Consider the following 14,292-nt stretch of genomic DNA (forward strand, 5'->3'; position numbering starts at 1 on the left):
TTTCATCTGATGATGGAGGATTGGCTTATTTATGCGCTGCTTTATAGCGAGACAATGCTGTTACTGCGACTGCCGACACCACGACAGCTGGCAAACTTGCCATAAGGATACCTGTGGTTCCCAGGCCTAATGCCAGAATTTTCCCAGTTAAGAGCGGACCAGTCATGGCACCTAAACGCCCCAAAGAAATCGCGCTGCCCACGCCTGTGACTTTTCCTGCACCTGAATAAAAAATCGGTGAAATGCCATAAAGAATAGACTGACCACCTGTAGAGAAGATCCCGCCCATTACTCCGGCCAAAATTAATAGCGGAATTGAGGTGGTAGTGAACAACAATACCAGCGCAACAAATAAACCACTATAAATAATGACAGCCATTTGCCATAGTTTTAAACGATCTAACAAATACCCCAAACCTAAGGTTCCAATCACCGCACCCACCTGGAACACCAGCATCACCAGAAAAGCCTGCTGTCTTTCCAGGCCTTGTTCCATCAGCAAATTAGGCAACCAGCTAATCAAAATATAGTTGATCATCAGGGTGAAGAAGAAACCTACCCAAAGCGGCACTGTATTTTTATACTGCTGTTGCTTGAATAACACTTCAACCATACCCGGCACAGCTTCGGCAGACACTTGCACATCGGCCGCCACTTTAGGCTTATCTTTAAGCACAAAAGCCATCAAAGGAATCAATGCCAAAGGCGTTAGTCCCCCAATCAGGAACAGGGTTTGCCATTGAATATCTGGAAACGACATGGCCAGTCCGGCAACAAAAATAGCACCTACAGGCAGACCACAATACATCAAGCTATTTAACTTGCCCCGGTTGGCTTCTGTCGCTTCATCACCCACCACTGAAATCATGGTCGGCATTGCAGCCCCCAACCCCAATCCCGTAAAGAAACGTGCTGCGTATAAAACTTCAACGCTTGGCGCAATTGCAGTCAACGACATAAACAGACCAAAAACAGTCACGGAGAGTATCAGGACTTTCTTTTGCCCCAGATAATCCGCAATACGTCCGCCAAAGAATGCGCCAAACAGCATTCCAAAGACCCCAAGACTAAACACATAGCCCATTTGAACTTGATCTAAACCAAAGCTTGCTGCAATTCCTTTTGCTGCAATCCCAGGTGCCTGAAGGTCAAAACCTTCAAAAAATGCGACCCAAAAACATAAAAATATTGTTAATATTTTTTGAACTTTTCCGCTGTGTGGCTGCGCCATGATTGATCTCCATCAAAAATTTACAAATCGCTCGATGAACTGACGATTTGTTGCGCTATTCTCATCTTAATTCTGCTCCAGAAATACCACTACAATAGTCGGGTTTAAGCTCTCCATTTAAACTCATTAACAGCCAAATTAGACTTAAAAGCTTGTACAGACAGAGTTTTTAAATATTAATTATTTTTATTGTTTAAATTTATCAATAACTTATTTTAATAGTAGTTATTTACAATCGAACCATAGTCAAAACTTATCCAGAAAATTTTCCTGTAAAAAAGCCCACATAATGTGGGCTTTTTAAGCTTCAAATCTTAAGCAGATTTTTTTGCCTGGGCATTCTTACGAATTGTAATCATCACCAATTGCACTGCAGCAGGAGTTACACCCGGAATACGGCTGGCTTGAGCCAGTGTTTCAGGACGTACATCTTTTAGCTTTAAGGTAATTTCACGTGACAGACCCGACACGATGTCATAATCAAAATCTGCTGGAATACGTGTTTCTTCCAGACGCTTCATTTGTGCGACATCTTCATGCTGACGGTTAATATAACCTGCATATTTCACAGCAATTTCAATTTGCTCACCGACAAATGGTGAAACTTCAGAACCGGTCAATTCAGCAATTTGCGCAAATGAAATATTAGGACGTTTCAACAAATCAATCGCAGAACATTCTTTAGAAAGATCTGCACCGGTCATCTCAACGAATTTTTTACCCATCGGATTATTTGGTGCTGCCCAAAGATGTTGCAAACGACCTGTTTCACGTTCAACTGCTTCCATTTTCTCGCAATAAACTGCCCAGCGCGCATCATCGACCAGACCCAGTTCACGACCGATTGCAGTTAAACGCTGATCTGCATTGTCTTCACGCAGCATCAAGCGATATTCGGCACGCGAGGTAAACATACGGTACGGTTCTTTGGTACCCAAGGTAATCAGGTCATCTACCAGCACACCCATATATGCTTCGTCACGTTTCGGCGTCCATTGTTCCTGATCCCAGGCACGACGCGCTGCGTTCAAGCCTGCAAGCAAGCCTTGCGCACCGGCTTCTTCATAACCTGTTGTACCGTTGATTTGACCGGCAAAATACAGGTTATTGATCGCTTTGGTTTCAAGGGTAAATTTCAACGCTTGCGGGTTGAAATAATCATATTCGATGGCATAACCCGGACGAAGAATGTGTGCATTCTCCATGCCGCGGATTGAGCGTACCAATTCAAACTGCACATCAAATGGTAAAGAGGTTGAAATACCATTTGGATAAAGCTCATGTGTATCCAGACCTTCAGGTTCCAGGAATACCTGATGCGAATCTTTGTCGGCAAAACGGTGAATCTTGTCTTCAATCGATGGGCAATAACGTGGCCCTACACCTTCAATCACACCGGTATACATGGGTGAACGGTCTAAACCGCCACGAATAATCTCATGGGTGCGTTCATCGGTATGTGTAATATAGCAGTTGACTTGCTCAGGATGCATCGAAGCATCACCCATAAATGACATGGTCGGAGACGGGAAATCACCCGGCTGCGGGGTCATTACCGAGAAATCGACTGAACGTGCATCAATACGCGGTGGTGTACCTGTTTTCAAGCGACCAACTGGAAGTTGAAGCTCACGTAAACGGTGTGCCAGGGAAATTGAAGGCGGATCACCGGCACGACCACCACTGGATTTTTCCAGACCGACGTGGATCACACCACCCAGGAATGTACCCGCTGTCAGCACCACTGTTTTGGCATCAAAACGGATACCCATCTGGGTAACCACGCCTTTGACAGTGTCGCCTTCAAGAATTAAGTCATCAGCGGCTTGCTGGAAAATATCCAGGTTCGCCTGATTTTCCAAAGTTTCGCGAATCGCAGCTTTATAACGCACACGGTCAGCCTGCGCACGTGTTGCACGTACTGCAGCGCCTTTACGCGAGTTCAGGATCCGGAACTGAATACCGCCCTTGTCGGCAGCCAGTGCCATTGCACCGCCCAAGGCATCAATTTCACGCACCAAGTGCGATTTACCAATACCACCGATAGCCGGGTTACAGCTCATCTGCCCTAAAGTCTCAATGTTATGAGTTAAGAGTAAAGTCTGTCGACCCATACGCGCTGCAGCCAGAGCCGCTTCTGTACCGGCGTGACCGCCACCGATAACAATGACATCGTATACTTTAGGATAATGCATAGTGGTAATTGAGAGATAAAAAAGGATAGCTGAGTATTATAGCAAATTTCACTCTAAAGTAGACAGATTCAGTCGAATTTATCCTGAGATAAAAACTACTCCTATCCTGCAACAATCAAGCACTGTAATTTAACTTTGCAGAGGGACTATATAAATTAAACATATAAGTCCAGAAATTTACTCGATTTGCATTGTTTAATCTTGAGCATTTTTTAATCTATACAGTGGTTACATTACAAACAAAGGTATAAAAGATGAATAAGAATATTTTCCTCTCGACTGTTCTCTGTGGTTTATGCTTTGCACCATTTGCAGCATCAGCAAATGACAAGGTAGACACCACTTACAATGCACAAAAGTACCAACAGGTTTGTAAAGGCAAAACCCAAGGTGCACAAGTCAGCTTTGCTCATCGGGGCATTATCTGGAATGGAACCTGTGAACCGCAGTTTTTCGCCTCATCCAAGAATGCGTCAATTAAAGGTGATGAAGCAGAGCTGATGAGTACCTGTAGTGGCAACAGTAGCGCGACCACTGCAACTATTAATGGCACGGAGGTCAAAGGTAAATGTGCATTAGGCTTTGTACCACCACGTCCTCAGGGACAGTCCCAAATGCAGAACCAGCCAATGCAACCACAGATGAGCCAGCCGCAAATGCAAAACCAACCTATGCAAACACCGATGAATGATCAGAATCCGTCTGCTTCACCAATGCAAACTCAGCCAGGCATGTAAGCTGTCATAGCGCCAAACAGTCTACATTTCAACTAAAAGCTTTGACGGGTAAAGTGCATGCATTTTACCCGTTTTATATTGCTTATTTATTCATCTACGCTACACTCGAAATCTATCTAAAAATGAATAATAAAAAGGATTTTTCATGGATTCGGGGTTTTTTAACTTTTTTTTGCCTATTACCTTGGCAATCATGATGATGGGACTGGGGCTAGAACTAACGATCAAAGATTTTCTGCGCTTAAGCCGATATCCTAAAGTCATTTTTATTACCTTATTTACGCAATTAGTGCTATTGACCAGCATTGCTTTCTTCATTTGCCTGATTCTGGACTTAGCACCTTTGCTCGCAGTAGGTCTGATGCTGCTGGCAGCCTCGCCAGGCGGCCCGACTGCCAACCTGTTTAGCTACTTGTATAAGGGCGATGTCGCGCTGAATATCACCCTGACCGCGCTCAATACCATTATTTCTATCTTTACCCTGCCTTTTATTATCAATCTGTCTTTGCACTACTTTATGAGTAATGACTCGAATGTAACTTTTCCAGCCGAAAAAATTGTGCAGGTGTTTTTAATTACCCTCCTTCCCGTGATCGCTGGAATGCTGCTTCGAGCCAAATTCCCGCACTTGTCCATTACGGTCAGCAAACCCATGCGTTTACTCTCCATTGGTTTTTTGGCCATATTACTGGTATTCGCGATTGTGAGAGAACGCTTTAACTTAATTGAATACTTTGCCAGCATTGGTTTAGCTACCGCTATTTTATGTTTTTCCAGCCTGTTTATTGGTTATTGCATTCCCTTACTCATGGGTATTCCAGACAAAATGGCACGTGCCTGCACCTTTGAAATCGGGATTCACAATACTGCGATTGCGATCACCATTGCAATTTCGGTTCTGGGCAATGTCAGCATGGCGATTCCGGCAGGCATTTACACTATTGTGATGTACAGTTTTGCAACCATTTTTGGTGTGATCATTAGCCGCCAACATCTGGTCTACAGTAATAAAAGCCGTTTATCAGATTTGTAATTTATGCAGCTGATTCCCCGATAAAGCTGTATGCTTTTCCCAAGAAAAGCAAAAGTATTAAAATAATTTTCAAAAAGGAGCATGCAGATGGATTCTGGCATCATTACTATTTTATTACCGCTTGCGCTCGCGATTATTATGGTGGGTTTAGGGCTCGAACTGACCCTCAAGGATTTCGCCCGGGTTACCCAACATCCTAAAGCCGTTTTAGTTGCATTATTTTGCCAGCTGGTCTTGCTGGTGGGTATTGCCTTTATCCTGTGTAAAATTTTGGCGCTACCGCCACTTCTCGCCGTGGGTCTGATGCTGCTGGCTGCCTCACCGGGCGGCAGTACTGCCAACCTGTTCAGTTATCTGTTTAAAGGCGATCTGGCACTCAACATTACCCTGACTGCGATAAACTCAGTTATTGCCGCTTTAACCTTGCCTTTAATTGTGAATTTTTCGATTATGCATTTTATGCAGGATAGCCAGCAGATCACGCTGCAGTTTGGCAAAATCCTTCAGGTTTTCGGCATTATTATTATTCCGGTCGGAATTGGCATGCTGATTCGGCATTATGCTCCCCGCCTGACTGAAAAGCTGAACAGGCCACTGCGCATTTTTGCAGTCATATTCTTGATTCTGATTATTGCCGGGGCCATCTATAGTGAGCGCACCAATATTGCCGAATATCTCGCCCAGGTCGGTGTCGCCACGGCATTGTTCTGTATTTTCAGCCTGACCATTGGCTATTTCGTACCGCGCTTAATGAATATTAACAGCGCACAAGCCAGAGCCAGCGCCTTTGAAATTGGCATTCATAACAGTACCCTGGCCATGACCATTGCCCTGACAGTCATGTCCAGCACTGCTGTAGCCATGCCTGCTGCGGTTTATTCTATCTTCATGTATATTTTTGCTGCCATTTTTGGTCTGCTGCTTAACCGCTTTGCCCCATTAGACAAAACACCTCTTCTCTCCAAGGTTTCATAAGTCTTGAGCAGAATTGAAATCGGATGCTTCGGCATCCTTTTTATTTTGAGTATGTATCAAGAAGATAGCAGCGTTGCGTCTGAACTTCCGTTACAATAGCTTTTTGAAAAATGTATAAAGGTTATTTCTGTGAAGTGGTTACAAATTCATATTACGGTTGAACAGGCTCAGGTGGATTATACTGAGACATTACTCAGCTCACTAGGTGCAGTGAGTGTGACTCTGGATGATGCTGAAAACCAGGATTTGCTGGAACCACTTCCAGGCGAAACCCCGCTTTGGAACAAAGTGATTGTGACCGGGATTTATGCACAGGAAGAAGGCGAAGAAATTGACGTTGCTGCGCTAGAAACCTTTATTCGTGCGCAAATGCCAGAGGCGCCAATCAAGTACGAATTTATTGAAGATCAGGCATGGGAACGTACCTGGATGGATGCGTATGAGCCAATCCAGATTGCTGAAAAATACTGGATCGTACCGGAATGGATGCAGGCACCTGAAGCAGATGCGGTAAACATCAAGCTTGATCCGGGCCTGGCCTTTGGTACCGGTAACCATGCTTCTACATTCTTATGCTTGCAATGGCTCGGCAAAATTGATGTGAAAGACAAAATCGTCATCGATTATGGCTGTGGTTCAGGCATTCTCGCGGTAGCGGCCCTGCTTTTAGGTGCCAAAAAAGCATATGCCACAGATATCGACCCTCAAGCCGTACTGGCCACCCAGCAAAATGCCGAACTGAATGGCGTACTGGATAGACTTTATGTTGGCTTACCAGAAGAGTTTAGAGATGAACTCGGCAATACCAAAGCTGACGTATTTGTTGCCAACATTCTGGCTGCTCCACTGATGATGCTGGCGCCTGAGTTCGCAACTTTAATCAAATCTGAGGGGCAGTTCGCACTTGCCGGAGTGATTGAAGAGCAAGTTGCTGATGTTACTAGCGTTTACTCAAATTATTTTGATATATTAGAGGTCGAAAAACGAGACGAGCACTGGTGCCGCATCTCGGGTAAACGCCATAAGAATGAATGAGTCTACAAATAATTTATGAGTGACAAACGAACCCACTGCCCCACCTGTTCTACCACCTATAAGGTCACAGTTGCTCAACTCACCATTGCGCAGGGTATGGTTTGCTGTCCCAAATGTACGACCTCATTTAATGCCTTATCGCATTTGGTGACCGAAGCTCGTAACTCGGTCACCGCCTCCACCGCTCAAGATCAAACGCGTCCTCGCTCGACCACAGCGGCCTATTCTCACGACCAGCCGCAAGACAAGCATCGTCTTTTACATATTTTCGACCAGAAAGTTGAAAATTCAAATATCGACCTAAAAACCTATTTAAACAACCTGAATTATTTCAGTACCGAACCTATCTCGGCCCTTCCAAGCATGAACTGGGAAGACCAGGCAGAACCACAGCTTAAACGCGGGCCAATGTACTATGTTGGCTGGAGTGTCCTGAACCTGATGCTGTTTGGCATCTTACTGTTCCAGTTTTTCTGGTTTAACCCGCAGTATATTAAAAACAGCCATGTCATGAGCCTTGCATTTAACAGCGTCTGTGAAGTATTTAACTGTGATAATCTGGAAAAATACTACACGCTAATTCAGGTCAATAAAGTCAAGATCAAAGCCGTCAATAAAAATGAAACAGAGTTTAGTGGCGAACTGATCAATTTTCATGACCGCAGCCTGGCTTTACCAATTTTAAGTATCAACTTGGAAGAACGCGGTGAAGTGATTGCCACTTATAATTTATCCTCAGAAGAGTACCTGATTGAAAGTCTGGTCAATATCCAGCGCATCCCGAAAAATAGCCCATTCAAATTCAAATTTAACCTTCCTGTCGATCGCAAAAGCTTTGATCGTTATCGTTTGGAAATAATTCGACCTTAATCTGAATAGAAAGCATTAAAAAATTAAAAAAAATTAAAAAAAATGCAGTTTTCTTGCTCACTTTTGCCTAGACAATGGTATGATACGCGCCACGAAAGCTATGTGCTGCAACTCCTCGCTACTTTTTCACAACAAATACAGTCTTGCCTAATGCGCTATAAAATTTATTGCGTATCGTGCAGATTTTTTTGTTTTGATTTTGGTCAGTAACAAAACTTTAACCATTGTTACGCTTATTTTTCGACCAAATCGAAGAGATGTGTCAAGCTACAGGCTCAATGTAATGACTAAGTTTTAGAACTTCCGTTTTAGGATCTAAAATGGAAGTTCATTTCAATTTCTAGACCACTTTTATATATCACTTTACCCGAGTGATATTTGTTTTTCGGATTAATTCGCATGAATAGCAAATCTCCTATTTTTACTGCACAATCTGATGTTGCTTTACGTATCCACGTAGATCGCGCAGTTCGCCATTATTTTGCACAACTGCAGGGCGAGCAACCATCTCAGGTATACGACATGGTGCTAGCAGAAATGGAGAAACCTCTTCTATCTGTAGTATTAGAATATACACGTGGTAATCAGACCCGTGCTGCTGAAATTCTCGGCTTAAACCGCGGAACTTTACGTAAAAAGTTAAAAGCTCACGGTTTAATGAGTGAATAAATGATAAAATGCTTGCGTTGATCGCAGGCATTTTTTTTGTCTGTAAATTAGCTATTTAGATTTAATCTGTTCCCTGAAAACTGTGACGAAGATCATGACTATTAAACGCGCTTTAATCTCTGTTTCCGACAAGACTGGTATTGTTGAATTTGCACAAGACCTTGCTGCTCTGGGGGTAGAACTTTTATCTACGGGTGGTACTTACAAATTATTGAAAGACAATAATGTTGCCGTAGTGGAAGTTTCAGAGCATACAGGTTTTCCAGAAATGATGGACGGCCGTGTGAAAACACTACATCCAAAAATTCATGGGGGTATCCTGGCTCGTCGTGGTCTAGACGAAGCTGTGATGGCTGAACACAACATTGATGCTATTGATTTAGTGGTTGTGAACCTTTATCCATTTGCTGCAACCGTAGCAAAACCAAACTGCTCACTGGCTGATGCCATTGAAAACATCGACATCGGTGGTCCGACCATGGTTCGCGCTGCGGCAAAAAACCATGCATCTGTAGGCATCGTGGTCAATGCTTCTGACTATGCCACTGTCGTAGCCGAGCTTAAAGCTGAGGGTGCTTTATCTCACGCGACTCGTTTTGACCTGGCAGTTAAAGCATTTGAACATACTGCACAATACGACGGTATGATCGCATCTTATCTTGGCGCTCGCGTAGCTAAGGAAGAAGGTCAGGTCGACAAATTTGCACGTACCTTCAATACGCAATTAAATAAAGTTCAAGATCTCCGTTACGGCGAAAACCCGCATCAGTCTGCTGCTTTCTATGTAGAAGACACAGCAACTGAAGCCTCTGTTTCAACTGCGAAACAGTTACAAGGTAAAGAACTTTCTTATAACAACATCGCAGACACTGATGCAGCACTTGAATGTGTGAAATCATTTGCGAAACCTGCTTGTGTGATCGTGAAACATGCAAACCCATGTGGCGTTGCTGTATCTCTAGACGGTATTCAGGCAGCTTATGACCTTGCCTATGCAACTGATCCAGAATCTGCATTCGGTGGCATCATTGCATTCAACCGTGAATTGGACGTTGCAACTGCACAAGCGATTGTAGACCGTCAATTCGTTGAAGTGATCATTGCACCAAGCATCGCCGAAGGCGTACTTGAAGTGACTGGCGCGAAGAAAAACGTGCGTGTACTGGTATGTGGCGAACTTCCTGCAATCGATGCGCGTCAATCGCAACTTGACTACAAACGCGTAAATGGCGGTCTGTTAGTACAAGATCAAGACCTGGGCATGATCACTAAAGATGATCTTAAAGTTGTAACCAAGCGTGCGCCGACTGAACAAGAAATTGACGACATGATCTTTGCCTGGAAAGTAGCGAAATACGTGAAATCTAACGCGATTGTATATGCGAAAAACCGTCAAACCATCGGTGTGGGCGCTGGTCAAATGAGCCGTGTAAACTCTGCTCGTATTGCTGCGATCAAAGCTGAACATGCTGGCCTAGTGGTTGAAGGTGCAGTTATGGCATCTGATGCATTCTTCCCATTCCGTGATGGTATTGATAACGCTGCTAAAGCGGGTATCAAATGTATCATTCAGCCGGGTGGTTCTATGCGTGATGAAGAAACTATTGCGGCAGCTGATGAAGCTGGTATTGCCATGGTCTTCACGGGTATGCGTCATTTCCGTCACTAATTGATTAAAAGTTGTATTTATTAATCCCCCTAAATCCCCCTTTGTAAAAAAGGGGGACTTTTCACGTAAGAAACCTTGATTTTCAAGCGTGATCCCCTCCCTTTTTTAAAGGGAGGTCGGGAGGGATTTTATTCTTTTGAGGGATTTTTAGATGAATATTTTAGTTCTGGGTAATGGCGGTCGTGAACATGCATTGGCATGGAAAATCGCCCAAGATGATAAAGTTGCTAAAGTCTTTGTTGCTCCGGGCAATGCGGGTACAGCCACTGAAAATAAATGTGAAAACGTGAATTTAAGCATTTTAGACAATGCTGCGATTATCGATTTTGCTAAAAATAATGCCATTGAACTTGTAATTGTTGGCCCTGAAGCGCCGCTGGTAAATGGTGTCGTTGATGCCTGCCGTGAAGCGGGTGTAAAAGTTTGGGGACCGACCCAATTTGCTGCACAGCTTGAAGGCTCTAAAGCGTTTGCGAAACATTTCTTAAAACGCCACAACATTCCAACTGCTTTCTATGATGTATTCACAGAAGTTGAAGCAGCAAAAGCATTTGTAGAAAAAAATGGCGCGCCAATCGTGATCAAAGCAGATGGTCTTGCTGCGGGTAAAGGCGTGATCGTTGCCATGACCAATCAAGAAGCTTTCGACGCGATTGATGACATGCTGGCTGGCAACAAATTTGGTGATGCCGGTTCACGTGTGGTGATTGAGGAATTCCTTGCTGGTGAAGAAGCTTCTTTCATTTGTATGATTGATGGCGACAACATTCTGCCAATGGCAACTTCACAAGATCACAAGCGTATTTTTGAAGGCGACCAAGGTCCAAACACTGGCGGTATGGGTGCTTACTCTCCTGCGCCTGTTGTCACATCAGAAGTCTTTGATCGCGTGATGAAAGAAGTAATGCGTCCTACTGTAGATGGCATGAAAGCAGACGGGCATATTTATACAGGTTTCTTGTACGCTGGTTTGATGATTGATGAACAAGGCCAGCCTAAAGTGATCGAGTTTAACTGTCGTTTTGGTGACCCTGAAACTCAGCCAATCATGATGCGCTTAAAATCTTCTCTTGTTGATTTGGTTCAAGCAGGCTTGGATGGCAATTTACCTGCTGAAGCTGAATGGGATGAGCGTAAGACTGTCGGTATCGTACTTGCATCGAAAGGTTATCCTGAAACTTCAAGCAATGGTGATGTGATTTCTGGTTTAAATACCGAAATGACTGATGCCAAAGTATTCCATGCAGGTACTAAAGCCAATGAAAATGGCGACATTGTGACTGCTGGTGGTCGTGTACTTTGCGTAACTGCACTGGGTAATACCATTGGTGAAGCGCAAGCCAAGGCATTAGAGCTTTGTGAAAAAGTGACTTTTGACGGCGTTCAATACCGTAAAGATATTGGCTACCGTGCAATTGCTCGTGAAAATGCTTAATTTAGTTTAAGCATTTAAAAAAACCCCGCTGAGTGCGGGGTTTTTTGTGTAATATAAAATATAAAATATAAAATATAAAATATAAAATATAAAAATTAAAAGGTTATAGATATGAAACAAAAACATTGGGAACAAAGAATTATTGACCGAGTGAAGAAAGACAATGACAATCGTACAGAATATGAGCGTGATTTTTCTCGTTTAATTCATTCATCAGCATTTCGAAGACTTCAAGCTAAAACGCAAGTTTTAGGACTTGGCGAGAGTGATTTTTACCGTACACGTTTAACCCATTCAATGGAAGTTGCACAAATAGGTGCAGGTATTAAGCGTCATTTAAAAAAGGGAGAGTATGCTGAAAAACCTGATGTAGAAACTTTGGAAAAAATACTTCCAAGCTCTGCTCTAATCAATGCCATCTGCTTAGCACATGATTTAGGACATCCTCCTTTTGGTCATGGTGGTGAAGTGGCATTGAATATATGTATGCGCGAATTTGGTGGATTTGAAGGAAATGGGCAAACTCTTAGAATTCTTACGAAATTAGAAAAATATACTGAAAAAAATGGTATGAACCCTACTCGTAGATTACTTTTAGGGGTTCTAAAATATCCAACTTCCTATAGTGCAGCATGTAATAGTAGCTTCTACAGAACGCTACCAGAAAAAATTTGGTTGGCAAAAGCAGATAATCAGAAACCACCCAAATGCTATTTAGATTCTGAAAAAGATATAGTTGAAAATTTTATTTTAGATAAATTAAGTAAAAAAGATAAAGAACATTTTATTGAACTCGAATTCAGTAATACAAAACATCATAAGCCTAAATTTCACAGTTTAGATGCAAGTATTATGGAACTCGCTGATGATATTTCATATAGCTTGCATGATTTTGAAGATGCTATATCGCTTAGACTGATTACACTAGAAGACTGGAAAATTCATAATGACAATAAAGAGCATTTCTTTGCAAATTGTGATCTTAGCTCAGATACTATCGGTCAGGAGCTCTTTGCAAAAGATAGCTATAGACGGAAAGAACAAATTGGTATTCTTGTCCATCGATTTATTACCAGCATTTATCTTCAAGAAGATGAAATCTTTGAAGAACTATTACTACGCTGGAATGCTTTCATGGATAAATCTTGGGATGCACTGAGAGAACATATTTTCGAATTGGTATTTAAAAAAGTAATCAAAAGTACCAATGTACAACTATTGGAATTCAAAGGGCAAAAAATCATAATCGAATTGTTTGAAGTATTAAGTTCTGATCCTAAAAGACTACTTCCTAAATCAACATATGACAAATATGATCAAGGAATAGATGACAAAGAAAAAATGCGTGTAATTTGTGATTACGTAGCTGGTATGACAGATGAATATGCAACACGACTATATGAAAAAATTTATGCTCCACATAAAGGTTCTATATTCGATCATCTATAATTCACTTTAACAAGTTTGTAACTAAGTTAGAGTTCTAAAAATTATGAGTAATCGGATAATATATTTCTGTTATTCGATTACATCTCCAAAACCTAATAATGTTACCTATAGTCACCCCTCGCCTTATCCTCCGCCAATGGCAAGACTCCGACACTGCCCCATTTATCCAAATGTGTGCAGACGACAATGTCATGCGTTATTTTCTTAAGAAACTTGATGCAGAGGAAGCGACTGCATTTATGCAACGCTTAAAAGATGCAATTGAAATACGTGGTTGGGGTTTATATGCGGTAGAACTTAAAAGCACAGGTGAATTTATTGGCTTTATCGGTTTGCATGTGCATCCACCCGAATTTGAAATCGCCGATGCACCCGAAATTGGCTGGCGCTTACTGCCACAATATTGGCATCAAGGTTATGCCACCGAAGGTGCAAAAGCAGTACTGAAACATGCCTTTAGAAACCTGAGACTAGAAAAAGTCATTTCATTTACAGCGTGCTTGAATACACCTTCTGAACGTGTCATGCAGAAAATTGGTATGAATAAAGTGCGAGAGTTTGATCATCCACTTGTACCCTCTGATCATTCTCTAAACAAACATGTTCTCTATGAAATTCAGCGTAATGACTATCTGCATATTCCGTTTTGTTGAATCTAATGCGAATTGCGCTACCCATATATTCAGATATAAATATATGGGTAGCTTTAATAGATAAGGCTTGTTGTATTTTACGAAGCAGACAAAACATATTCTTTTTTATGATTTAGATTGGATAAAATCTTATAAAGCCTGTTATTTCACCACTTACTTCTGTTCAATCATATTTACTAAAAATAATATATTGTTTTGATTAAAAATTTTAGAAAAATAACTTTATTTATATTCAAATAAAGAGATAAGAAGTGTCCCCCTATCCAGTATATTGAATATAGATTTATTGCTATCATATTGCCAACTTCAGAACACCTAAAACTTTTATGTGCTTATAAAAT

Annotated in this window: 12 protein-coding genes; 10 read left to right on the forward strand and 2 right to left on the reverse strand. The window is 42.1% G+C overall.

The genetic code is table 11. The features are described 5' to 3' along the window. Positions 1–25 precede the first annotated feature (25 nt). Both mhpT and mnmG read right to left on the reverse strand, forming a co-directional pair. Positions 26–1,231, reverse strand: coding sequence for a 3-(3-hydroxy-phenyl)propionate transporter MhpT (mhpT, locus tag AC3IT7_RS08145; RefSeq protein WP_489248095.1), 1,206 nt, complete (start codon positions 1,229–1,231; stop codon positions 26–28). 314 nt (positions 1,232–1,545) lie between these two features. After that, the gene (gene mnmG / locus AC3IT7_RS08150; protein WP_489248096.1) at positions 1,546–3,426 is read right to left on the reverse strand and encodes a tRNA uridine-5-carboxymethylaminomethyl(34) synthesis enzyme MnmG; all 1,881 of its coding nucleotides are present in this window, start codon (positions 3,424–3,426) and stop codon (positions 1,546–1,548) included. 254 nt (positions 3,427–3,680) lie between these two features. Between mnmG and AC3IT7_RS08155 the strand changes: the two genes are divergently transcribed. The 10 genes from AC3IT7_RS08155 (at position 3,681) to AC3IT7_RS08200 (ending at position 13,951) form a co-directional block, all read left to right on the forward strand. Further along, positions 3,681–4,163 (forward strand): hypothetical protein, encoded by a 483-nt coding sequence (locus tag AC3IT7_RS08155; protein WP_180050269.1) that lies wholly within the window; start codon positions 3,681–3,683, stop codon positions 4,161–4,163. 145 nt (positions 4,164–4,308) lie between these two features. After that, positions 4,309–5,196 (forward strand): bile acid:sodium symporter family protein, encoded by an 888-nt coding sequence (locus AC3IT7_RS08160; RefSeq protein ID WP_489248097.1) that lies wholly within the window; start codon positions 4,309–4,311, stop codon positions 5,194–5,196. A gap of 87 nt (positions 5,197–5,283) precedes the next feature. After that, a complete protein-coding gene (locus AC3IT7_RS08165; RefSeq protein WP_475653530.1) occupies positions 5,284–6,171 on the forward strand; it encodes a bile acid:sodium symporter family protein in 888 nt (295 codons plus the stop codon). A 129-nt stretch (positions 6,172–6,300) separates the two neighbouring features. Continuing rightward, positions 6,301–7,206 (forward strand): 50S ribosomal protein L11 methyltransferase, encoded by a 906-nt coding sequence (gene prmA / locus AC3IT7_RS08170; protein ID WP_489248098.1) that lies wholly within the window; start codon positions 6,301–6,303, stop codon positions 7,204–7,206. 15 nt (positions 7,207–7,221) lie between these two features. Then, the gene (locus AC3IT7_RS08175; protein ID WP_489248099.1) at positions 7,222–8,076 is read left to right on the forward strand and encodes an MJ0042-type zinc finger domain-containing protein; all 855 of its coding nucleotides are present in this window, start codon (positions 7,222–7,224) and stop codon (positions 8,074–8,076) included. A gap of 399 nt (positions 8,077–8,475) precedes the next feature. Beyond that, the gene (gene fis, locus AC3IT7_RS08180; protein ID WP_001086304.1) at positions 8,476–8,745 is read left to right on the forward strand and encodes a DNA-binding transcriptional regulator Fis; all 270 of its coding nucleotides are present in this window, start codon (positions 8,476–8,478) and stop codon (positions 8,743–8,745) included. 94 nt (positions 8,746–8,839) lie between these two features. Continuing rightward, complete coding sequence (gene purH, locus AC3IT7_RS08185; protein WP_489248100.1) at positions 8,840–10,414, forward strand: bifunctional phosphoribosylaminoimidazolecarboxamide formyltransferase/IMP cyclohydrolase; 1,575 nt, start codon at positions 8,840–8,842, stop codon at positions 10,412–10,414. Positions 10,415–10,565: 151 nt separating this feature from the next. Then, complete coding sequence (gene purD, locus AC3IT7_RS08190) at positions 10,566–11,849, forward strand: phosphoribosylamine--glycine ligase (RefSeq protein ID WP_489248101.1); 1,284 nt, start codon at positions 10,566–10,568, stop codon at positions 11,847–11,849. A gap of 111 nt (positions 11,850–11,960) precedes the next feature. Beyond that, positions 11,961–13,298 carry an anti-phage deoxyguanosine triphosphatase gene (locus tag AC3IT7_RS08195; protein ID WP_489248102.1) on the forward strand — a complete coding sequence of 446 codons (1,338 nt, stop codon included), beginning with the start codon at positions 11,961–11,963 and terminating at the stop codon, positions 13,296–13,298. A 98-nt stretch (positions 13,299–13,396) separates the two neighbouring features. Then, positions 13,397–13,951, forward strand: coding sequence for a GNAT family N-acetyltransferase (locus tag AC3IT7_RS08200; RefSeq protein WP_489248103.1), 555 nt, complete (start codon positions 13,397–13,399; stop codon positions 13,949–13,951). The last annotated feature ends 341 nt before the right edge of the window (positions 13,952–14,292 follow it).

This window comes from Acinetobacter sp. KH_038, assembly GCF_057839405.1.